Source organism: Streptomyces sp. NRRL S-340, assembly GCF_000720185.1.
Taxonomy (GTDB): domain Bacteria; phylum Actinomycetota; class Actinomycetes; order Streptomycetales; family Streptomycetaceae; genus Streptomyces.
Genome location: NZ_JOIY01000063.1, coordinates 1 through 20,917, shown reverse-complemented (window position 1 = coordinate 20,917; position 20,917 = coordinate 1). Strand labels below are relative to the sequence as shown.

16 protein-coding genes are annotated in these 20,917 nt (G+C 74.0%); 10 read left to right on the top strand and 6 right to left on the bottom strand.

Annotated elements, in window-relative coordinates:
• Positions 1 to 11: 11 nt before the first annotated feature.
• The 3 genes from IG64_RS34500 to IG64_RS34490 are packed head-to-tail and all read right to left on the bottom strand — an operon-like array spanning position 12 to position 5,720.
• Positions 12 to 1,784: an ABC transporter transmembrane domain-containing protein gene (locus IG64_RS34500; protein WP_037863727.1), complete on the bottom strand. Its 1,773-nt coding sequence runs from the start codon at positions 1,782 to 1,784 to the stop codon at positions 12 to 14.
• A 19-nt stretch (positions 1,785 to 1,803) separates the two neighbouring features.
• Positions 1,804 to 3,672 carry an ABC transporter ATP-binding protein gene (locus tag IG64_RS34495; protein WP_037863723.1) on the bottom strand — a complete coding sequence of 623 codons (1,869 nt, stop codon included), beginning with the start codon at positions 3,670 to 3,672 and terminating at the stop codon, positions 1,804 to 1,806.
• Entirely contained in the window at positions 3,669 to 5,720 is a 2,052-nt protein-coding gene (locus IG64_RS34490; protein WP_051813668.1) for an ABC transporter ATP-binding protein, read from the bottom strand. Before IG64_RS34490 ends, IG64_RS34495 begins: the two co-directional genes overlap by 4 nt.
• Before the next feature lie 424 nt (positions 5,721 to 6,144).
• Between IG64_RS34490 and IG64_RS34485 the strand changes: the two genes are divergently transcribed.
• The 4 genes from IG64_RS34485 (at position 6,145) to IG64_RS34470 (ending at position 9,755) form a co-directional block, all read left to right on the top strand.
• Positions 6,145 to 7,047 carry an ABC transporter ATP-binding protein gene (locus tag IG64_RS34485; RefSeq protein WP_037863720.1) on the top strand — a complete coding sequence of 301 codons (903 nt, stop codon included), beginning with the start codon at positions 6,145 to 6,147 and terminating at the stop codon, positions 7,045 to 7,047.
• Positions 7,044 to 7,793 carry an ABC transporter permease gene (locus IG64_RS34480; protein ID WP_199811713.1) on the top strand — a complete coding sequence of 250 codons (750 nt, stop codon included), beginning with the start codon at positions 7,044 to 7,046 and terminating at the stop codon, positions 7,791 to 7,793. Before IG64_RS34485 ends, IG64_RS34480 begins: the two co-directional genes overlap by 4 nt.
• A 62-nt stretch (positions 7,794 to 7,855) precedes the next feature.
• Positions 7,856 to 9,124: a sensor histidine kinase gene (locus IG64_RS34475; protein ID WP_107474439.1), complete on the top strand. Its 1,269-nt coding sequence runs from the start codon at positions 7,856 to 7,858 to the stop codon at positions 9,122 to 9,124.
• Positions 9,114 to 9,755 carry a response regulator gene (locus IG64_RS34470; protein ID WP_037863713.1) on the top strand — a complete coding sequence of 214 codons (642 nt, stop codon included), beginning with the start codon at positions 9,114 to 9,116 and terminating at the stop codon, positions 9,753 to 9,755. Before IG64_RS34475 ends, IG64_RS34470 begins: the two co-directional genes overlap by 11 nt.
• 17 nt (positions 9,756 to 9,772) lie before the next feature.
• On the opposite strand, the gene IG64_RS34465 is transcribed toward IG64_RS34470, so the two are convergent.
• The 3 genes from IG64_RS34465 to glgX form a co-directional block, all read right to left on the bottom strand.
• Positions 9,773 to 10,819, bottom strand: a complete 1,047-nt coding sequence (locus IG64_RS34465) for a medium chain dehydrogenase/reductase family protein (protein ID WP_037863709.1) — start codon at positions 10,817 to 10,819, stop codon at positions 9,773 to 9,775.
• A 123-nt stretch (positions 10,820 to 10,942) separates the two neighbouring features.
• A complete protein-coding gene (locus IG64_RS34460) occupies positions 10,943 to 11,509 on the bottom strand; it encodes a TetR/AcrR family transcriptional regulator (protein ID WP_037863706.1) in 567 nt (188 codons plus the stop codon).
• Positions 11,510 to 11,639: 130 nt separating this feature from the next.
• Complete coding sequence (gene glgX / locus IG64_RS34455; RefSeq protein WP_037863703.1) at positions 11,640 to 13,982, bottom strand: glycogen debranching protein GlgX; 2,343 nt, start codon at positions 13,980 to 13,982, stop codon at positions 11,640 to 11,642.
• Positions 13,983 to 14,155: 173 nt separating this feature from the next.
• Between glgX and IG64_RS34450 the strand changes: the two genes are divergently transcribed.
• The 6 genes from IG64_RS34450 to IG64_RS34425 all read left to right on the top strand — a co-directional run bounded on the left by IG64_RS34450 (position 14,156) and on the right by IG64_RS34425 (position 20,768).
• The gene (locus IG64_RS34450; protein WP_037863701.1) at positions 14,156 to 15,376 is read left to right on the top strand and encodes a L,D-transpeptidase; all 1,221 of its coding nucleotides are present in this window, start codon (positions 14,156 to 14,158) and stop codon (positions 15,374 to 15,376) included.
• 276 nt (positions 15,377 to 15,652) lie between these two features.
• Complete coding sequence (locus IG64_RS34445) at positions 15,653 to 16,912, top strand: L,D-transpeptidase (RefSeq protein WP_420710036.1); 1,260 nt, start codon at positions 15,653 to 15,655, stop codon at positions 16,910 to 16,912.
• Between the two features lie 143 nt (positions 16,913 to 17,055).
• A complete protein-coding gene (locus IG64_RS34440) occupies positions 17,056 to 17,823 on the top strand; it encodes an enoyl-CoA hydratase/isomerase family protein (RefSeq protein WP_037863698.1) in 768 nt (255 codons plus the stop codon).
• Between the two features lie 242 nt (positions 17,824 to 18,065).
• On the top strand, positions 18,066 to 18,515 hold the full coding sequence (locus tag IG64_RS34435) for an ATP-binding protein (protein ID WP_051813666.1): 450 nt from the start codon (positions 18,066 to 18,068) through the stop codon (positions 18,513 to 18,515).
• A 223-nt stretch (positions 18,516 to 18,738) separates the two neighbouring features.
• Positions 18,739 to 19,566, top strand: coding sequence for a polysaccharide deacetylase family protein (locus tag IG64_RS34430; protein ID WP_420710034.1), 828 nt, complete (start codon positions 18,739 to 18,741; stop codon positions 19,564 to 19,566).
• Positions 19,566 to 20,768: a beta-propeller fold lactonase family protein gene (locus IG64_RS34425; protein WP_037863693.1), complete on the top strand. Its 1,203-nt coding sequence runs from the start codon at positions 19,566 to 19,568 to the stop codon at positions 20,766 to 20,768. The genes IG64_RS34430 and IG64_RS34425 overlap by 1 nt, the downstream gene beginning before the upstream one ends.
• Positions 20,769 to 20,917 lie beyond the last annotated feature (149 nt).

The window sequence follows — 20,917 nt, the reverse complement described above, 5'->3', positions numbered from 1 at the left end:
GTCGTCCGCCGTCATCGCAGGGCCTCCTGAGCGGTTCCCCGCACGGGCGGCTCCGTGCTCTCCGCGGCAGTCGCGGTCCGCCGCGTGCTCCCCTCCGCGTCCCGTGCCACCAGCGCCCGGTATCCCGGCTGCGCGGCGAGGAGTTCGCGGTGGCCGCCCGTCGCCGCGACCTTGCCCTCGACGAGGTAGTGCACGGTGTCCGCCTGGTCCAGGACCAGCGGGGAGGTGGTGGTGACCAGCGTCGTCCGGCCGGCGCGGGCGTGCCGCAGCCGCTCCGCCACCACGGCCTCGGTGTGCGCGTCCAGCGCGGAGGTCGGCTCCACGGCGAGCAGCACCCGCGGACGGGCCAGCAGCGCCCGCGCCAGCCGCACCCGCTGGCGCTGCCCCCCGGACAGGCTGCGGCCCTGCGCGGTCACGGCCGCGTCCAGGCCGCCGGCCCGCCCCTGCACGACGTCCTCGGCGGCAGCCGCCCGCAGCGCCCCGGCCACCTCGTCCGCATCCCGGTCCCGGGCGCCGGACACCACCTCCCGCAGGGAGCCCGCGAACAGGTCCGCCTCGTTGTCCGCGACCAGGATGTGCTCCCGCACCCCGGCGAGCGCGTACGCGTCCAGCCGTACGCCGTCCCAGGTCGCCGCCGACGGCTCGTAGCGGCCCAGGCGGTCGACGACCGCCGCCGCGTCGGCGGGACGGGCGCAGACCAGCGCGGTCAGCCGTCCCGGCTCCACCCGCACGTCCGACTCCGGGTCGTGCAGCGCCGCGGGCCGGGCGGGCGGCGGCAGCGTGCCGCTGTCCTCCTCGGGTTCCAGCCGCAGCAGCCGTACCACCCGGCGCGCGGCCACCACGCCCCGGCTCAGCTGGTAGCCCGACTCGACGAAGAACGACACCGGGGTCACCAGGACGGCGACGTACCCGTACACCGACACCAGCTCGCCCACGGTGATCCGCCCCTGGGCGGCCAGCCGGGCCCCCAGCCAGGTGACGACGGCGAGGAACAGCACCGGCAGGCCCGTGCCGAGCGCCTGCAGCCAGCTGGTCACCGCGCCCACCCGGTAACCCTGCGCCCGCAGGCGCCCCGAGTCCTGCCGGAACGCGTCCGCGAACAGCCCCTTGCCGCCGAGCCCGTTGAGCACCCGCAGCCCGCCCGCGAGGTCGCCGATCCGCGCGGTCAGCACGCCCTGCCGCTCCCGGTACTCGCCCTCGGCCCGCTGCAGCCGCCGGGTCAGCGGCCCCACCAGCAGCGCGGTCACCGGCGCCCCCAGCAGCACGACCGCGGCCAGCGGCACGGACACCGACAGCAGTACCACCGCCACCGTCACGTAGACGACGGCCGCGCCCACCCCGGGGCCGACCACGGTCAGGCACTGGCTGATGGTCTGCACGTCGCCGACGCCGATGGTGACGACCTCCCCGGCGGCGGTGCGGCGCGGCAGCGCGGCGCCCAGCTTCACCACGTGGTCCACGACGACCTTGACCGTGCGGAAGTTGGCGTCCATGCGCACCCGGGTCATCGTGCGGTGGCGCAGGATGCTCAGCCAGGCGTTGAAGGCCCCGGCCGCGAAGAGCGCGCCCGACCACAGGGCCAGCGCGCCCGTGTCGCCGGTCTGGAGCCCGTCGTCGACCGCACGCGACATCAGGTACGGCGTCGCCGCGAGCAGCACCATCCAGACGCTGGCCAGCACCGCGCCCGCGACCGACCGGCCCGGCTGCCGGGCCACCAGCCACCACAGGTACCACCAGCCGCCCCGGGTGTCGGGCGTGCCCGGGTCCGCGTACGCGTCGATCACGGGTCCCCCTCGCAGTCGTTCAGGCCAGGCTGTCGCGCCAGGCGCGGTGCAGGTGCGCGAAGCGGCCGGTGCCCGCGACGAGTCCGGACGGTGTGCCGTCCTCGACGATCCGGCCGTGCTCCATCACCAGCACCCGGTCGGCGATCTCGACCGTGGACAGACGGTGGGCGATGACCACCGCCGTACGGCCCCGCAGGACCGTCGCCATCGCGCGCTGCACGGCCTGCTCGCCGGGGACGTCCAGCGAACTGGTCGCCTCGTCCAGGATCAGCACCGCCGGGTCGGCGAGCAACGCGCGGGCGAAAGCGACGAGTTGGCGCTGGCCCGCGGAGATCCGGCCGCCGCGCTTGCGCACGTCCGTGTCGTACCCGTCGGGCAGGGCGCTGATGAAGTCGTGGGCGCCGATCGCCTTCGCGGCCCGCTCGATCTCCTCGCGGCTCGCCTCGGGGCGTCCGATGGCGATGTTCTCGGCGACCGTCCCGGAGAACAGGAAGGCCTCCTGCGTCACCATGACGACCCCGCGCCGCAGTTCGGGCACGGCCAGCTCGCGCAGGTCCACGCCGTCCAGCAGCACCCGGCCCTCGCTCGGGTCGTAGAAGCGGGCCAGCAGCTTGGCCAGGGTCGACTTGCCCGCGCCGGTGGAGCCCACCACCGCGACGGTCTGCCCGGCCGGGAGCGTCAGGGAGAAGCGGGGCAGCACCTCCCCGCCGGTGCGGTAGGCGAAGCGGACGCCGTCGAAGACCACCTCACGGCCGGGCAGGGCGGACCTGCGGGGCGGCAGCGGACGCGGCGCCGGCGGCTCGGGCACCGACGGCGTCTGCGCGAGCAGCCCCGCGATCTTCTCCAGGGAGGCCGCCGCCGACTGGTAGGAGTTCAGGAACATGCCGAGCCGGTCGATGGGGTCGTACAGCCGGCGCAGGTACAGCACCGCCGCCGCCAGCACCCCCAGTTCCAGCGAGCCGTCCGTGACCCGCCAGGCACCCCACAGGACGATCGCCGCGACCGCCGTGTTCGCCACCAGCCGGGAGCCGACGACATAGCGGGCCATCTCCAGGAGCGCGTCGCCGTTGGCCCGCTCGTGGCGCCGGTTGAGGGCGGCGAAGGCGGCGTCGTTGGCCCGCTCCCGGCGGAAGGCCCGCACCGGCCGGATGCCGTTCATCGTCTCCACGAACTTCACGATCACCGCCGCGATCGCCGTGGACCGCTCCCGGTACACCCGCCCCACGCGCCGCTGGTAGAGCCGCACCAGCAGGTACAGCGGCACGAACGAGGCCACCGCGACCGTGCCGAGACCGGCGTCGAGCCAGAGCAGCATCGCCGAGATGGAGACGAAGGACAGGACGACGGTGATCAGTTCCTGCAGGCCCTCGTTGAGCAGTTCGCGCAGCGACTCCACGTCCGTGGTGGAGCGGGAGATGAGCCGGCCCGAGGTGTAGCGCTCGTGGAAGTCCACGCTCAGGGCCTGCGCGTGCCGGAAGATCCGGCCGCGCAGGTCCAGCAGGACGTCCTGGTTGACCCGGGCGGCGGCCACGATGAACACCCACTGCAGGGCGCCCGAGGCCAGCGCGCACAGCAGGTAGCCGGCGGCGACCGCGACCAGCGGCCCGTGGTCGTGGCCGCGGAAGGCGGGGACGGCCGTGTCGATGGCGTACGCCACCAGCAGCGGGCCCGCCTGCACGGCCGCCTGCTGGAGCAGCAGCACGAGCGTGGTGACGGCCACGCGCGCCTTCATGGGCGCCAGCAGCGAGCGCAGCAGGGCGGCCGTGGCGCCCGGGGGAGTGGGCAGCACGTCCCGGTCGAAGGGGTCGCCGGTGTCCCCGGTGGTGCCCGTCCGGGGCAGGCCGTCCTTCTCGCCGGGGGCCGGGACGGACGTCGTGGGGGCCGTCATCGGTCGTCGTCCTCCTCGTCGCGGGGGCCGCCGCCGGACATCAGGCGGGCGTACTCGGCGTTGGTGCGCAGCAGTTCGTGGTGGGTGCCCACGGCGGTGATCCGGCCGCCGGAGAGCAGGGCGACGCGGTCGGCCAGCAGCACCGTGGAGGGGCGGTGGGCGACGATGAGGGCCGTGGTGTCGGCGAGCACCTGGCGCAGCGCGGCCTCCACGGCGGCCTCGGTGTGCACGTCGAGGGCGGACAGCGGGTCGTCCAGGACGAGGAACCGGGGCCGGCCGACGACCGCGCGGGCCAGCGCCAGGCGCTGGCGCTGGCCGCCGGACAGGCTCAGGCCCATCTCGCCGACCTGTGTCGCGGTGCCCTGCGGGAGGGCGTGCGCGAACTCCGCCTGCGCCACGGCGAGCGCGCGGTCCAGCTCACCGGCGTCCGCGTCTTCGCCGGCACCCATGAGAACGTTGTCGCCGACGCTCGCGGAGAACAGGGTGGGTTCCTCGAAGGCGACGGCGACGAGGGTGCGCAGGGTCCGCCGGTCCATCGCGCGGATGTTGGTGCCGTCCAGCGTGATCCGACCGGAGGTCACCTCGTGCAGGCGGGGCACGAGCGCCGTCAGGGTCGTCTTGCCGCTCCCGGTGGCGCCGACCAGGGCCATCGACTCGCCGGGACGGACGTGCAGGTCGACACGGTCGAGCAGGGGCGGGGAGCCGGGCGGGGCGTCGGGGTAGCGGAAGCGGACGTTCTCGAAGCGGAGCCCGCCCGCGACGGGCTCGCCGGCGCCGCCGTCCGCCTGCACGCCGGCCGTAACGGAGCCGGTGCCGTCGGCCGCCACGGTGCCTCCGTCCGTCACCGTGCCGGTGCGCCCGTCCGCCCTCACGGTGCCGGTGTCTGCGTCCCCCTTGACGGTCCTGACGGTCCTGACGGCCGTGAGGCCGCTGCCGCCGCCGCTGCCGGTCGCGGCGTGAGCGTCCGGCGTCACGGCGTCCGGCCCGGTGGACTCCGGTTCCGCGTCCAGCACCTCGAAGTACCGCTCGGTGGCGGTCGCCGCCTCCTGGCTCATCGCGAGCAGGAAGCCGATCGACTCCACCGGCCAGCGCAGGGCGAGCGCCGTGGACAGGAAGGCGACCAGCGTGCCCGCCGACAGCCCGCCGTCCGCCACCTGCACCGCCCCCACCACCAGCGTGGCCCCGATGGCCACTTCGGGCAGGCACATGATGACCGCCCAGATGGTCGCCAGCAGCCGGGCCTTGCGCAGTTCGGTGCCGCGCAGGGTGGCCGACAGCTCGCGGAACGCCCGCGCCTGGCTGCGGTGCCGTCCGAACCCCTTGATGATGCGGATGCCGAGCACGCTCTCCTCGACCACCGTCGTCAGGTCGCCGGCCTGGTCCTGCGCCAGCCGCGCCACGTGCGCGTACCGCGTCTCGAAGAGGGCGCTCAGGGCGATCAGCGGCACGGCGGGCGCCAGCATCACCAGGCCCAGCGTCCAGTCCTGGACCAGCATGATGACGACGCCCACCAGGATCGTCACTCCGTTGACCAGCAGGAACGTCAGGGGGAAGGCGAGGAACTGACGCAGCAGCATCAGGTCGGTCGTGCCCCGGGACAGCAACTGGCCCGACGCCCAGCGGTCGTGGAAGGCGACCGGCAGCCGTTGCAGGTGCCCGTACAGGCCGGCCCGCATCCCGGCCTCGACGTTCGCCAGCGGGCGGGCCACCAGCCACCTGCGCAGCCCGAACAGCAGGGCTTCCGCGATGCCGAGCAGCAGCAGGTACAGCGCGCCCAGCCACACACCGCCCTGGTCCCGGTCGGCGACCGGTCCGTCCACCAGCCACTTCAGGACCAGCGGGATCACCAGCCCCACGCAGGAGGCGACGATCGCCACGAACGCGGCGACGGACAACCGCGTGCGCACCGGGCGCACGTACGGCCACAGGCGCAGCAGCGTCCTGACGGCCGACCGCCCGGCGGCCGGGGCGGCGGACGGGGACGGCTCGTCGGGGCGGACGGGGGCGGCAGGGGGCCGGGCGGTGGCAGGTGTAGGTGTAGTGGACATCACTGCGGAGACTACGGACCGGCACTGACATCGCCCACCGAGTTTTGGCCGACCCCGCCCCGCCGGAACCGCTCTTCGATGCGCCCCTGCCCCGCCGGAACCGCTCTCCGATGCGCCGCTGCCCCGCCACCGCACTCCCGCCCCGCCGGAATCCCGTCCGCCGTGTCCCCGCCCCGCCGGAACCGCTCTCCGATGCGCCTCTGCCCCGGCACCGTCGCCCTCCGCCGCGCCCCGCCCGGCGCACCACCCCCTGCGCGCCCCCCCCCGCGCGCCCGTGCACCGATCCGCCCCCGGCCTCCGCCTTCGTCCTGTCGGCCGACCCTGCCCGCCGTACGGTCGTAGCGCCGCATCAACCGATCGGCTGATGCCGCTTCGAGCGCGTCGGGCGATGTGCGCGGATGCCGCCGGCCGGGACCCTGATGCCATGTCCGTCATCGAAGTCAGCGAACTGCGCAAGTCCTACGCCGGCCGGGCCGTCGTCGACGGCGTCTCCTTCGCCGTCGAGGAAGGTGAGATCTTCGGCGTCCTCGGCCCGAACGGCGCCGGGAAGACCACCACCGTGGAGTGCGTCGAGGGCCTGCGGGTGCCCGACGCGGGCCGGGTCCGGGTCACCGGGCTCGACCCGGTCACCGACCACGAGGAGGTCGCCCGCGTCCTCGGCGCGCAGCTCCAGCAGAGCGAGCTGCAGCCCAAGCTCACCGTCCGCGAGGCGCTGGAGCTGTACGCCTCCTTCTATCCGCGCCCGGCCGACTGGCGCCCGCTCGCCGAGCGCCTCGGCCTCACCGGCAAGCTCACCACCCGCTTCGCCAAGCTGTCCGGCGGCCAGAAGCAGCGCCTGTTCATCGCTCTCGCCCTGGTCGGAAACCCCCGGGTCGTCGTCCTGGACGAGCTGACCACCGGGCTCGACCCGCGCGCCCGCCGCGACACCTGGCAGCTCATCGAGGACGTCCGGGCGGGTGGCGTCACCGTCCTGCTGGTGACGCACTTCATGGAGGAGGCGCAGCGGCTGTGCGACCGGATCGCCGTGATCGACCAGGGCCGGATCGCCGCCCTGGACACCCCGCAGGGGCTGATCCGGCGCTCGGCGGGCGCCACCGTCATCAGCTTCACCCCGTCCGCGCCGCTGGACGAGCGTGAGCTGAACGCGCTGCCCGACCTGGCGTCGGTGACGTCGAAGGACGGCCGGATCACGCTGTCCGGCACCGACACCACCGTCAACGCGGTCATCACCCTGCTCGCCCGCCACCACATCACCGCCCACCAACTCCGCGTCAGCGACGCCACGCTCGACGACGCGTTCCTGGACCTGACGGAGGCCGCCGCATGAGCAGCGCCCTTGTGAACCCGGCCGTGCTGCGCACCGAGATCCGCCTGTTCCGCCGCGAGCCCGGCGCGATCTTCTGGATCCTGCTGTTCCCCTCCCTGCTGCTGGCGATCCTCGGGTCCGTCCCGTCCTTCCGGGAGCACGACAGCGGGCTCGGCGGGCTGCGGCTCGTCGACGTCTACGTGCCCGTCGCGGTGCTGCTCGGCATGATCCTCGGCGGGCTGCAGGCCATGCCGCAGGTCCTCACCGGCTACCGCGAGCGCGGCATCCTGCGCCGGATGTCCGCCACTCCGGTCCGGCCGTTCGTCCTGCTCTCGGCGCACATGGTGCTCTTCGCGGGTGCCGCGCTGGTGTCGGCCCTGCTCGCCCTGTCCGTCGGCCGCCTCGCCTTCGGCGTACGCCTGCCCGAGCAGCCCTTCGGCTACGCGCTCGCGCTGCTGCTGGCCGTCTGCGCCGCCCTCGCGCTGGGCTCCGTCGTCTCCGCGCTGTCGCGCACCACGAAGATCGCCGGCGCGATCGGGGGCGTCGTCGTCTTCCCGATGATGTTCTGCGCGGGCCTGTGGGTGCCGGTGCAGTCCATGCCCCACGTGCTCGCCCGGATCGTCGGGTACACGCCCTTCGGCGCCGCCGCGCAGGCCCTGAACCAGGCCGCCGCCGGTCACTGGCCGGGCTGGACCCACCTGGGCGTGCTGGTGGCGTGGACGGTGCTGCTCACCGCCGGTGCCGCCCGCTGGTTCCGCTGGGAGTGACCTCCCTCATGCCCGACGCCGGGGCCGTGCCCGCGAGAGGGGCCGTGCCGGACACTGGGGCCATGCCGGACACCACAGCCACGACGACCGCCGAGTGGAAGCAGCCCCGGGCCTCCTTCGACACCTGGGGGCCTTACGCCCTGCTCGTCGTGGCCGTGCTCACGGCGGCCGGCTCGGCCGCCGCGGTCGGCATGAGCCGGGGCGAGATCGCCGTCGCCGTCGTCCTGGTGCTCGTCGCGCTGGTCCTCCAGGCGGGATGGACGCGCTGGGCCCGCGAACGGCCGATGCCGGGGCGGGCGAGCGCCTGCTTCTACTTCGCGCGCTGGGCCCTGGGCTTCGTCCTGACCTGGCTCAACCCGTTCTTCGCCTTCTACGCCGTCGCCGGCTACTACACCGCGGCCCGGCACCTGTCGCGCCGGCTGGTGCTGCCCGGCCTGTGCCTGACCGCCGTCACCATGGCCGGCAGCGAGATCGGCGGGATGCCGCCGCACGGCCTGGTCCTCTGGTTCGGCTTCGTCGTGGTGCTCGGCGCCAACGCCGGCCTGGTCCTCGTGTTCACCCGGTACGCCGACCAGGAGCAGGCCCGCGCCCGCACCCAGGCCGCCAGCATCTGCGAACTGGAGCGCACCAACACGGCGTTGCAGCAGGCCCTCGACGAGAACGCCGCGCTGCACGCCCAGCTCCTCCTCCAGGCCCGCGAGGCCGGTGTCGCCGACGAGCGCCGGCGCCTGGCCGCCGAGATCCACGACACCCTCGCCCAGGGGCTGACCGGCATCATCGCCCAGCTCCAGGTGGTGTCGGCCGCGCCGGACGAGGCGACGGCCCGCGAGCACGTGGGCCGCGCCATGGACCTGGCCCGGCACAGCCTGGGCGAGGCCCGCCGCTCGGTGCACAACCTCGCCCCGGTGGACCTGGCGGACGCCGGGCTGCCGGAGGCGCTGAAGAGCACCGTCGCACAGTGGGGCGAACGGAACGGAACCCGGGCCGACTTCACCGTGACCGGCACCGCCCTGCCGCTGCACGACGAGGTCTCGGCGACGCTGCTGCGCATCGCCCAGGAGGCCCTGTCCAACGCCGCCCGGCACGCCCGCTGCTCCCGGGTCGGCGTCACGCTCTCCTTCATGGGCGACATGGTGTCCCTGGACATCCGCGACGACGGCCGGGGCTTCGACCCGCTCGCCGTGCCCGCCCGCACCCGCGCCGGCGGGTTCGGCCTGGACGGCATGCGCGCCCGCGCCGAACGCATCGCGGGCTCCCTGACGGTCGAGTCCGAGCCCGGCCACGGTACGGCGGTCTCGGCTCGCGTACCTTTGGTGGGCGATGACCGATGACACACCCATCTCCCTGCTGATCGTCGACGACCACCCCGTCGTACGGGACGGTCTGCGCGGCATGTTCGAGGCCGCGTCCGGGTTCACCGTGCTCGGCGAGGCGTCCGGCGGTGCCGAGGCGGTGGAGAAGGCCGCCGCGCTCGACCCGGACGTCGTCCTCATGGACCTGCGGATGCCGGGCGGCTCGGGCGTGGACGCGATCCGGGAGCTGACCCGCCGCGGCGCCCGCGCGAAGGTGCTCGTGCTGACGACGTACGACACCGACTCCGACACGCTGCCCGCGATCGAGGCGGGCGCCACCGGCTACCTGCTCAAGGACGCCCCGCGCGAGGAGCTGTTCACCGCGGTGCGGGCCGCCGCCGAGGGCCGTACGGTGCTCTCCCCGGCCGTCGCCTCCCGCCTGGTCTCCGCGGTCCGCGCCCCCGCCGCGGGCAGCGAACCGCTCTCCGCCCGCGAGCGCGAGGTGCTGGTCCTGGTCGCCCGGGGCACCTCCAACCGGGAGATCGCCCGGGAGCTGTTCATCAGCGAGGCCACGGTGAAGACCCACCTCACCCACCTGTACGCCAAGCTCGGCGTCAAGGACCGGGCGGCGGCCGTCGCGGCCGCCTACGACCGGGGGATCCTCGGCTGACCGCCCCGGGGCACGGGTCAGCCGACGGCGGGTGCGCCCGGCGCGATGACGACCTTGCCGACCACGGACCCGGACTCGGCGTACCGCAGGGCCTCGGCGGCCTGGGCGAGCGGGTAGACGCGGTCGATCCTGGCCGTCAGGGCGCCGGAGCGGAGCAGCGCGAAGACCTGGGCGAGATCCTCGCGCAGCAGCGCCCTGAAGCGCTCGGGGCGCCTGGCCCGGCCGGCCCACAGGTTGAAGAAGTGGGCGTGGCGGCCGTTGGGCAGCGCGTTCCACAGCAGCAGCCGGCCCACCAGCGCGAGGACCGCGGTCCTGCCGTTCCCGGGCGCGTCGCGGGTGGCGGCGCTGCCGTAGGAGACGAGGGTGCCGCCGGGGGCGAGCATCCGCCAGGAGTCCTTGATGCCCGGGCCGCCGACGTGGTCGAAGACGGCGGCCACGCCGTGCGGGGCGAGGGCGCGGACCTGGGCGGGCACGTCGCGGCGGTAGTCGACGGGGAGGGCGCCCATCGCGCGGACGGCTTCCTGGTGGCGGGCGGAGGCGGTGCCGATGACCCGCACCCCGTGGGCGCGGGCGAGCTGCACCAGGACGCTGCCGACACCGCCGTTGGCGCCGTGCACCACGACGGTCCCGCCCGGCCGCACGCGCGCGCTGCGGTGCAGCATGCGCCAGGCGGTGGCGCCGTTGGTCACCAGCGTCTCGGCCTCGGCCGCACCCACGCCGTCGGGGACCGGGACGAGGTCGGCGGCCTCCAGCAGCGCGTGGTCGGCCCAGCCGCCGGTCTTGGTCAGCGCGGCGACCCGCTGCCCCGGGGCGGGGGACGGCTGTCCCGGTACGGGCTCGCCGACCGCCTCCACGACGCCGACGAGGTCGTAGCCGGGGACGAAGGGGAAGGCCGGCATGTCGTAGTACGTGCCGCGGCGCATCTGCTGCTCCGCGAAGGTCACGCCGCTGGCCTCGACGCGGACCAGGGCCTGGCCGGGCCCCGGCTCCGGCAGGTCGCGCACCCGGGTCCGCAGGGTCTCCGGCTCCCCGGGAGCGGGGAGGACGATCTCGGTGACACGCATGGCTGCTCTCCGTTTCTTTATGAGTGGTTGATCACTCACTGAATGGCTCCGGAAAAGGGCGGCTGCCGGGCCGGTGGCGGGCCCGTCGGCCGCCCGTGAAGGGGGCGAGGGGTGGGGCGGGTGTCAGTGGTGCCGGATGCCCGTGGCCAGCGTCCGGGTCCAGGGCGCGTCGACGGAGTCGGCGTCGAGCGACACCAGCAGGTGGCACAGCATGCCGACGGCGAAGAAGCTCTGGACCTGCTCCTCGCCGCCCCCCGAGGCGCCGCGGACGTACTCGACCGTGCGGGCGTAACCCGCGCGCACCGCCTCCCGGACGGCGGGCTCGGAGACCGCCGCCGCCTGGGCGTGCAACTGGACGAGCATCAGGTCGTTGTCGCTGATCAGTCTGGCGTAGGCGTCACCCATGGCGGACAGGACCGCGTCCGGTGCGCTGCCCGCGGCCCGGGCGGCGCCCTCCTCCAGGGCCGCCCGCACCCGCACGAAGCAGCGCTCGACGACCGCGGTGAACAGGGCCTCCTTGGTGGGGAAGAGCCGGTAGACGTACGCCTGGGAGATGCCGGCCGCCCTGGCCACCTCGTTCGTGGTGGTGCCGAAGTAGCCCTTGGCCGCGAAGGCACCGATGGCGGTGTTCAGGACCGTCTCGCGGCGCTCCTCGGCGGTGGACAGCTGGCGGGGCCGTTCCGTCTTCATAGGTGTAGTCAACCACTCACACTTTTCGCCGTCAACCCGTCGACCGCGGTGGACGCCCGTGAGTCCGTCACCCCGTCGACCGCTCGCCCGAACCCGCAGCGGCACCCGCACCGCCCGCGGCCGGCGGATCTCAGCCGGCCACCCTCAGCAGCAGCACCGTGCGCCCCGGCACGGTGACCGCCGTCCCCGCCGGGTGGGTCCCGCCGGGCGCCCCGGCCTGGTCCTCGCGGCCGGTGTCCACCACCACCTCGTAACGCTCCGCCCACGGCGGCCCCGGCAGGACGAAGTCCACCGGTCCCTCCCCGGCGTGCAGCACGGCCAGGAAGCTGTCGTCGAGGACCGGCGCGCCGCGCTCGTCCCGGCCCGGGATGTCCCTGCCGGACAGGTACATGCCCAAAGTGGCGGCGGGCGCGTACCAGTCGCCCTCCGTCATCTCGGTGCCCCGCGCGGTGAACCAGGCCAGGTCCCGCAGTCCGTCCGCCGAGTGCGCGAGCCCGGAGAAGAACGCCCGGCGGCGCAGCACGGGGTGCCGGTGGCGCAGCGCGATCAGCCGGGACGTCAGCTCGAACAGCGCCTTCCAGCCCGGGTCGTCGAGCAGGCTCCAGTCCAGCCAGCCGATCTCGTTGTCCTGGCAGTAGGCGTTGTTGTTGCCGCGCTGGGTGCGGCCCAGCTCGTCCCCCGCGACCAGCATCGGCACGCCCGTGGACAGCAGCAGCGTGGTCAGCAGGTTCCGCAGCTGCCTGCGCCGCAGCGCCCGGATCCGCTCGTCGTCGCTCTCGCCTTCCGCGCCGCAGTTCCAGGAGCGGTTGTCGTCCGAGCCGTCCCGGTTGCCCTCGCCGTTGGCCTCGTTGTGCTTGCGGTCGTAACTCACCAGGTCGCGCAGGGTGAAGCCGTCGTGCGCGGTGACGAAGTTGACGGACGCGTAGGGGCGCCGCCCGCCCCAGGCGTAGAGGTCGCTGGAGCCGGACAGCCGGTAGCCCATCTCCCGCACGTCCGGCAGCGCGTGGCGCCAGAAGTCCCGCACGGCGTCGCGGTAGCGGTCGTTCCACTCCGCCCACAGCGGCGGGAAGGCGCCCACCTGGTAGCCGCCCGAACCGATGTCCCACGGCTCGGCGATCAGTTTGACCCGGCGCAGCACCGGGTCCTGCGCGATGACGGCGAGGAACGGGGAGAGCATGTCGACGTCGTGCAGCGAACGGGCCAGCGCCGCCGCCAGGTCGAAGCGGAAGCCGTCCACGCCCATCTCGGTCACCCAATAGCGCAGCGAGTCGGTGATCAGCCGCAGCACGTGCGGCTGGACGACGTTCAGGGTGTTGCCGCAGCCGGTGTAGTCGGCGTACCGGCGGGCGTCGGGCGCGAGGCGGTAGTAGCGCTGGTTGTCGATGCCCTTCAGGGACAGGGTGGGACCGTACTCGCTCGCCTCGGCGGTGTGGTTGTAGACCACGTCCAGGACGACCTCGATGCCGGCCGCGTGCAGCGCGCGCACCATCCGCTTGAACTCGCCGACCTGCTGTCCTGCGGTGCCGGAGGCGGCGTAGGCGGCGTGCGGGGCGAAGTAGCCGATCGAGTTGTACCCCCAGTGGTTGCGCAGGCCGCGGCGCAGCAGGTGGTCCTCGTGGGCGAACTGGTGCACCGGCAGCAGCTCCACCGCCGTCACCCCCAGCTTCACCAGGTGCTCGATCGCCGCCGGGTGGGCGAGACCGGCGTAGGTGCCCCGCAGCTCCTCGGGGATGCCCGGGTGCAGCTTGGTGAAGCCGCGCACGTGCAGCTCGTAGATGACCGAGTCCGCCCAGGGCGTCTTGGGGCGCCGGTCGTCCGACCAGTCGTCGTCGTCCTGGACGACCACGCCCTTGGGGACGAAGGGCGCCGAGTCGCGGTCGTCGCGCACGGTGTCGGCGACGTGCTGCTCCGGCCAGTCCCGTACGTGCCCGTAGACCTCCGGGGGCAGCGCGAACTCGCCGTCCACCGCGCGCGCGTACGGGTCGAGCAGCAGCTTCGCCGGGTTCCAGCGGGCGCCGGTCCACGGGTCCCAGCGGCCGTGCACCCGGAACCCGTAGCGCCGGCCCGGCAGCACGCCGGGGACGAAGCCGTGCCAGATCTCGTGCGTCAGCTCGGTCAGGCGGGCCCGGGTCTCCCGGCCGGCCTCGTCGAACAGACAGACGTCGACCGCTTCCGCGCCGCCTGCCCACAGGGCGAAGTTCGTCCCCGCCACGCCGTCCGGACCCACCCGGAAGCGGGCGCCCAGGGGCGTGGGCGCGCCGGGCCACACGGGCTCGGCGGGCGGCGGCGCGGCGCGCCGCGCCCCGGTCACGACACCGGACGGACGCGCGCCCTCACCGGCGTGCCCGTCGGCACCGGAGTGCCCGTCGGCACCGGTGCGCCCGGCGTCACCCGTGCGCCCGATGTCACCCGTGCGCCCGTTCCCGGTGGCGCGCCCGCCCGCCACCGCCTCCTGCTCGGCTGCGCTGGACACCTGGTCGGCCCCTTTTTTTCGGTTTCTCCGGCTGGTGCGGCTCGTTCGGCTCCGGTCCGTCTCCGCGGCTTCCTCCCGGCGCGGCTTCCGGGCGCATGCTCCTCCTCACTGTTCTGCCCAGCGCTCGGCTCGCACTCACGTTTCCCGGGGGCGGGCCGGTCGTTGGGCAGCTCGTGAGGCACGTACAACGGCGCGCACGGCGCGCGGGGGCCGCGCTGGCCGCCGTACTGACATGGGCAGGCCTGCTGGCCGGGGCCACCGGCTGCACCACCGGCGGGCCGGGCGGGGCCCCCGGCGGAGTCGCGGCGGCGGCGAACGCGGTCCGGATCTCGCCGCACGACGGCAGCCAGGGCGTGCGGCCGGGCACGAGACTGCGGGTGCGGGCCGGCACCGGGCACCTGGAGTCCGTCAAGGTCGTCCGCTCCCAGGACGCGCAAGACACACAGGTCACCGGCCGCCTCTCCCGCGACGGCCGCACCTGGCGGCCCGACGACGACAGGCTCGCCCTCGCCGCCCGGTACACGGTCGACGCCGTGGCCGTCGACGGCGAGGGGCACCGCTGGGCCCGGCACGCCGGCTTCACCACCTACGTCCCCGAGGAGCGCTTCATCGGCTACGTCACCCCGGAGGACCGGGCGGTGGTCGGCACCGGGATGATCGTCTCCCTGGCGTTCAGCCGGGAGATCGCCGACCGTGCCGCCGTCCAGCGTGCCGTCCGGGTCACCTCGCGGCCACCGGTGGAGATCCGGCCGCACTGGTTCGGCAGGGACCGGCTGGACTTCCGTCCCGAGCACTACTGGACGCCGGGCACCCGGGTCACCGTCGACCTGCGGCTGAGGGACGTCCAGGCGGCCCCCGGTGTCTACGGGCTCCAGCACAAGTCCTTCTCCTTCACCGTGGGCCGCAGCCAGGTCTCCCTGGTCGACGCCGCCGAGCACACCATGCAGGTGCGCCGCGACGGCGAGCTGCTGGCGACCGTCCCCATCACCGCCGGGGCGCCCCGGCACACCACCTACAACGGGAAGATGGTGGTGATGGAGATGCAGGAGGTCACCCGGATGAACAGCCGGACGGTCGGTTTCGGCGGCGAGTACGACATCCCCGACGTCCCGCACGCCATGCGGCTCACCGACTCCGGCACCTTCCTGCACGGCAACTACTGGTCGGTGCCGGAGCCGTTCGGGCGGGCCAACGTCAGCCACGGCTGCGTGGGCCTGAAGGACGTCAAGGGCGGCGGCTCCGACACCCCCGCGGGCTGGTTCTTCGACCGCAGCCTCGTCGGTGACGTGGTGGAGATCGTCCACAGCGAGGACAGGACCGTGAGCGCGGACAACGGACTCGGCGGCTGGAACATGAACTGGGACGACTGGAAGGCGGGCGGCGCGGTCAAGTGACCGGGCCCGGCCGGGCGGAGCCGTCCGCGGGACGAGGAGACGGGGAAGCCGTCCGCGGGGCGGGGGGAAGGCCGCCGTCCGGGACGGGGGCGAAGGCCCCGGGGGAGGCGGAGGGCGGGGCCGGTCGACGGCCGTTTCCCGTGGCTGTCGAACTTGGGACGCAACAGTGACAATTGCCTGACATCTGGCCCCTGACCTTGTGGTTACTATGCGCGAGTGTGCGCGGTGAGCGCTGGGGCTCGGGGCTGGCTGACCGGCCCGGGGGAGGAGACAGAGTTGAACATGCGGGCGATATCGGGGGCGTCGGTGGGGTCGGGCCGGCGGCGGGGCCCGGGGGGACGCCGGGGGACCAGGGGGATGCTGGCGCTGGTCTCCGGTGCGCTGGTCCTCGCGGTCAGCGCCTGCGGCGGGGGCGATACCGGCACCGAGGGCGGGCAGGGCAAGGGCAAGGACTCCGGAGCCGCCGGGAGCAAGCAGTCGCAGGCGGTCCTCACCATCGCCCCCAAGGACGGCGCGACCTCCGTCGACACCAGCGGCGCCCTGAAGGTCGGCGCGAGCAAGGGCACGCTCACCCAGGTCGTCGTCAAGGACGCCAAGGGCGCGCAGATATCGGGGAAGATAACCGGCGGCGGCACCACCTGGACGCCGTCGACCCACCTGGCCGCCTCGACCAAGTACACGGTCCACGCCGTCGCCAAGGACTCCGACGGCCGCCAGGCGGCCCAGGACTCCAGCTTCACCACGCTGACGCCGAAGAACACCTTCATCGGCAGCTTCACACCCGAGGACGGCTCCACCGTCGGGGTCGGAATGCCGTTCTCCGTCAACTTCACCCGGGGCATCACGCACCCGGACGCCGTCGAGAAGGCCATCGAGATCAAGACCGAACCGGCCGTCGACGTCGAGGGGCACTGGTTCGGCAACGACCGGCTCGACTTCCGCCCGGAGCACTACTGGAAGGCCGGCACCAAGGTCACCGTCAAGCTCAGTCTCGACGGCGTGGAGGGCCGCCCCGGCGTCTACGGCAAGCAGAGCAAGACCGTCTCCTTCACCATCGGCCGCAACCAGGTGTCCGTCGTGGACGCCAAGAAGCACACGATGAAGGTCACGCGGGACGGGAAGACGGTCAAGACCCTCCCGGTCACCACCGGCAAGCCCGGCTACGACACCTGGAACGGCCGGATGGTCATCAGCGAGAAGCTCTCGGTGACCCGGATGAACGGCGAGACCGTCGGCTACGGCGGCGAGTACGACATCAAGGACGTCCCGCACGCCATCCGGCTGACCACCTCCGGCACCTTCGCCCACGGCAACTACTGGGGCGGCGACGCCTTCGGCAACTACAACGCCAGCCACGGCTGCATCGGCCTGCGCGACGTCCGCGGCGGCTACGACAGCTCCACGCCGGCCGCCTGGTTCTTCAACCACTCGATGATCGGCGACGTGGTCCTCGTCAAGAACGCCCACGAGAAGACCGTCGCCCCGGACAACGGCCTCAACGGCTGGAACATGTCGTGGCAGGAGTGGAAGTCGTAAGGACGGGCACCCCGCGCCCCCTCGGCGGGGCGCGGCACCTGCCGTCCGCGGGTGCGCGCGCACCGGTGCCGCCCACGCGCGCCGGTGCGGTCCGGCGCGCACCGGTGCTGCCTCCCGCGTGAACGACCGCTAACCTGCGGGGCATGACCGTATCTCTGGAAGTCGCCGAGGGCGTCGGCACGCTGCGCCTGGACCGCCCGCCCATGAACGCGCTCGACGTCGCCACGCAGGACCGGCTCAAGGAACTCGCCGAGGAGGCCACGCGCCGCGCGGACGTGCGCGCCGTGGTGATCTACGGCGGCGAGAAGGTGTTCGCGGCCGGCGCGGACATCAAGGAGATGCAGGTGATGGACCACGCGGCGATGGTGCTGCGGGCCCGCGCCCTGCAGGACTCCTTCACCGCCGTGGCCCGCATCCCCAAGCCGGTGGTCGCCGCGGTCACCGGCTACGCGCTGGGCGGCGGCTGCGAGCTGGCGCTCTGCGCGGACTACCGGATCGCCGCCGACAACGCCAAGCTGGGCCAGCCGGAGATCCTGCTCGGCCTCATCCCGGGCGCGGGCGGCACCCAGCGGCTGTCCCGCCTGATCGGCCCTTCCAAGGCCAAGGACCTCATCTTCACCGGCCGCCAGGTCAGGGCCGACGAGGCCCTCGCCCTCGGCCTGGTGGACCGGGTGGTCCCGGCCGCCGAGGTCTACGAGGCCGCGCACGCGTGGGCGGCGAGGCTCGCCCAGGGGCCGGCGATCGCGCTGCGCGCGGCCAAGGAGGCGATCGACACCGGCCTGGAGACGGACATCGACACCGGGCTCGCCGTCGAGCGGAACTGGTTCGCGGGGCTGTTCGCCACCGAGGACCGCGAGCGCGGCATGCGCAGCTTCGTGGAGGAGGGCCCCGGGAAGGCCAAGTTCGTCTGAGGTCCCCGTTCGCGGGTCGCTCGATGGGGCGTTCAGGGAAGCCTCGGGGCATGCCGGAGCGTGCGGAGCGAAGGCGGCGGGCGTCCGCCGCCGGCCGGGCCGTTCGTGCAGGCCGGCCCGGCCGCAGCCGCATTCGAAATGCCTGCGGCATATGCCATTCCGAGGGGTGGGGCGGGGGCGTTCAAGGGGCGCATTCCGCCGGAACGGCCCCGGAGGGCGCCGCGGACGGCCATGATGGGGGCATGGCGGGGCTGGAGGGCATCGAGCAGCCGCGGGGACAGGGACATGCGGCCGTACCGCGCTGGTCGCCCGCGGTCGAGGACGAACGAGCGCTGGCCGCCGTGGAGTTGTACGGAAATCCGACCGAGTCGGAGGTGCAGCTGCCGTCCCGTCCCGAGTCGGCCGCCAGCGCGCGCCGGCTGGTGCAGGTCGTCGTCCTGCGCCAGTGGGGGCTGTCCCCGAAACTCACCGAGGACGCGGTCCTGCTCGTCTCGGAACTCGTGGGCAACGCCGTACGGCACACCGGCGCCCGGGCCTTCGGCCTCCGTATGCGCCGCCGCACCGGCCGCATCCGCATCGAGGTCCGCGACCCCTCCCGCGGCCTGCCGTGCCTGATGCCCGTCCAGGACCTCGACCTCAGCGGCCGGGGCCTGTTCCTGGTCGACAAGCTCTCCGGTCCTGACCCGGCGTGAGACCACCGCCGTCCGGCAGGTCCTGACCCGGCGTGAGACCACCGCCGTCCGGCAGGTCCTGACCCGGCGTGAGACGGCCGTCGCCCGGCCGGTCCTGCCCCGGCGTCACGGCACCCGCCCCGCCCCGACTTGCGCTGCGTCGCGGCCGCCCGACCGACGCTCACCCGGCGGGTATCCGAGTGGATCGCCCGTTTTCTTACTTTGCGCCCCTTAAATGGTGCGGGTGACCACCACCGACCGTCGTGGCGTGCTGCGGGCCGGTGCCGGACTCGTCGCCGGGGGCGCCCTCGCCGCCGGGTGCGCGTCCACCGGTACCGCCCCGCACTCCGCCGCGTCCGACGCCCCGCCCGGGGCCTCCGCCTCCGCCGGAGCCGGTTCCGGCTCCTCGCGGCCCGCCGCGCACACCTCCGCCGCGCCCCGGGCCGCCCCCGCCCCCCGCTCCTTCCTGGGGCAGCCCGCCCAGATCAGCCACGGCCCGCGCAACGAGCCCCGCGTCGCCCTCACCTTCCACGGCCAGGGCGATCCGGCGCTCGCCCGCACCCTGCTCGGCACGGCCGAGGAACACGGAGCCCGGGTGACCGTGCTCGCCGTCGGCACCTGGCTCGACGCCCACCCGGAGATGGCCCGCCGGATCCTCGACGGCGGCCACGACCTCGGCAACCACACCCAGCACCACCTGTCCGTCAACGACATGCCAGAGGCCGCGGCCCGGTCCGAGATCACCGCCTGCGCGGACCGCCTGAAGCGGCTCACCGGATCGATCGGCACCTGGTTCCGGCCGTCCCGCGCCCTCACCGCCTCCCCGCTGGTCGAACGGCTCGCGCGCACCGCGGGCTACCCGCACGTGCTCTCCTACGACGTCGACTCGCTCGACTACACCTCGCCCGGTGCCGCCGCGGTCACCCGCAACGTGCTGGACCGGGTCCGCGGCGGTTCCGTGGTGAGCCTGCACTTCGGCTGTCCCGGCACGGCCACCGCCCTTCCCGCCCTCCTCGCCGAACTCGACCGCCGCGGTCTGCGCGCGGTCACCACCACGGAGCTGCTGAGCTGATGCGTCCCAGTCCTACGTCCGTCTCCCGCCCGGCCCGGATCCTCGTCGCCGGCGCGGCCTGCGCCGCACTGGCCGCGCTGTCCGCGTGCAGCGGCGGGGGCTCCGCCCCGCACCCCACCGGTGAAGCCCTCGCCAGCAAGGCGCCCGCCCGGCCCCAGCGGCAGGCCTTCGACGCCCTGCCCGGCATGCCGCCCGTCCTCGACCCGAAGGACGTCTACGCCGCCGACCGCCCGGGCCGGCTCTCCGACACCGTCAAGGACTTCCCCTCGCGGGTCTACGTCCCCAACACCAACTCCAACACGGTCACGGTCATCGACCCCGGGACGTACAAGGTCATGGAGACCATCCCGGTCGGCCGCCAGCCGCAGCACGTCGTGCCGTCCTGGGACCTGAAGACGCTGTGGGTCAACAACGACCTCGGCAACTCGCTGACTCCCATCGACCCGAGGACCGGCAAGGCCGGCAAACCGGTCGACGTGCACGACCCGTACAACCTGTACTTCACGCCGGACGGCAGGTACGCCGTCGTGATGGCCTCCAAGGACCGCCAGCTCGTCTTCCGCGACGCGCACACCATGGAGCGGGTCAAGACCGTCCCGGTCGGCTGTGCCGGGGTCAACCACGCCGACTTCTCGGCCGACGGCCGCTACTTCATCGTCTCCTGCGAGTTCAGCGGCGAACTCCTCAAGGTCGACACGGCGGCGATGAAGGTCGTCGGACAGCAGAAGCTCGCCTTCCGCGGGGCCATGCCGCAGGACGTGAAGATGTCACCGGACGGCAAGCGGTTCTACGTGGCCGACATGGTGGCGAACGGCCTGTGGATCCTGGACGGCGGCACGTTCGGCAAGCCGGAGTTCCTGTACACCGGCAAGGGCGCCCACGGTCTCTACGTCAGCCGCGACTCCCGCCGGATGTACGTCTCCAACCGGGGGGAGGGCACCATCTCGGTCTACGACTTCGCCCGGCACAAGCTGACCGGGAAGTGGCGCCTGCCGCACGGCGGCAGCCCCGACATGGGCGGTGTCTCGGCCGACGGCAAGGTGCTCTGGCTGTCGGGCCGCTACAACTCCGAGGTGTACGCCATCGACACCGGCACCGGCCGGCAGCTGGCCCGCATCAAGGTCGGCAGCGGCCCGCACGGCCTCGCCGTCTACCCGCAGCCGGGCCGCTACTCGCTCGGCCACACCGGCGTCTTCCGCTGAACGCCCCGGCACCGCGCAGCAGCGCCGCCGCCCCCACGGGCCGGTAACCGGCCGCCAGGAACGCCCGCGAGCCGCGGGCGTTCCCCCCCCCCCCCCTCCCCCCCCTCCCCCCCCTCCCCCCCCCCCCCCCCCCCCCCCCCCTCCTTTTT

What these genes read in the sequence shown, in the direction of transcription:
- IG64_RS34495 (WP_037863723.1), bottom strand. Translation starts at nt 3,672, where the DNA reads ATGACGGCCCCCACGACGTCCGTCCCGGCCCCCGGCGAGAAGGACGGC.
- IG64_RS34480 (WP_199811713.1), top strand. Translation starts at nt 7,044, where the DNA reads ATGAGCAGCGCCCTTGTGAACCCGGCCGTGCTGCGCACCGAGATCCGC.
- IG64_RS34460 (WP_037863706.1), bottom strand. Translation starts at nt 11,509, where the DNA reads ATGAAGACGGAACGGCCCCGCCAGCTGTCCACCGCCGAGGAGCGCCGC.
- IG64_RS34490 (WP_051813668.1), bottom strand. Translation starts at nt 5,720, where the DNA reads ATGTCCACTACACCTACACCTGCCACCGCCCGGCCCCCTGCCGCCCCC.
- IG64_RS34475 (WP_107474439.1), top strand. Translation starts at nt 7,856, where the DNA reads ATGCCGGACACCACAGCCACGACGACCGCCGAGTGGAAGCAGCCCCGG.
- IG64_RS34470 (WP_037863713.1), top strand. Translation starts at nt 9,114, where the DNA reads ATGACCGATGACACACCCATCTCCCTGCTGATCGTCGACGACCACCCC.
- IG64_RS34435 (WP_051813666.1), top strand. Translation starts at nt 18,066, where the DNA reads ATGGCGGGGCTGGAGGGCATCGAGCAGCCGCGGGGACAGGGACATGCG.
- IG64_RS34440 (WP_037863698.1), top strand. Translation starts at nt 17,056, where the DNA reads ATGACCGTATCTCTGGAAGTCGCCGAGGGCGTCGGCACGCTGCGCCTG.
- IG64_RS34465 (WP_037863709.1), bottom strand. Translation starts at nt 10,819, where the DNA reads ATGCGTGTCACCGAGATCGTCCTCCCCGCTCCCGGGGAGCCGGAGACC.
- IG64_RS34425 (WP_037863693.1), top strand. Translation starts at nt 19,566, where the DNA reads ATGCGTCCCAGTCCTACGTCCGTCTCCCGCCCGGCCCGGATCCTCGTC.
- IG64_RS34485 (WP_037863720.1), top strand. Translation starts at nt 6,145, where the DNA reads ATGTCCGTCATCGAAGTCAGCGAACTGCGCAAGTCCTACGCCGGCCGG.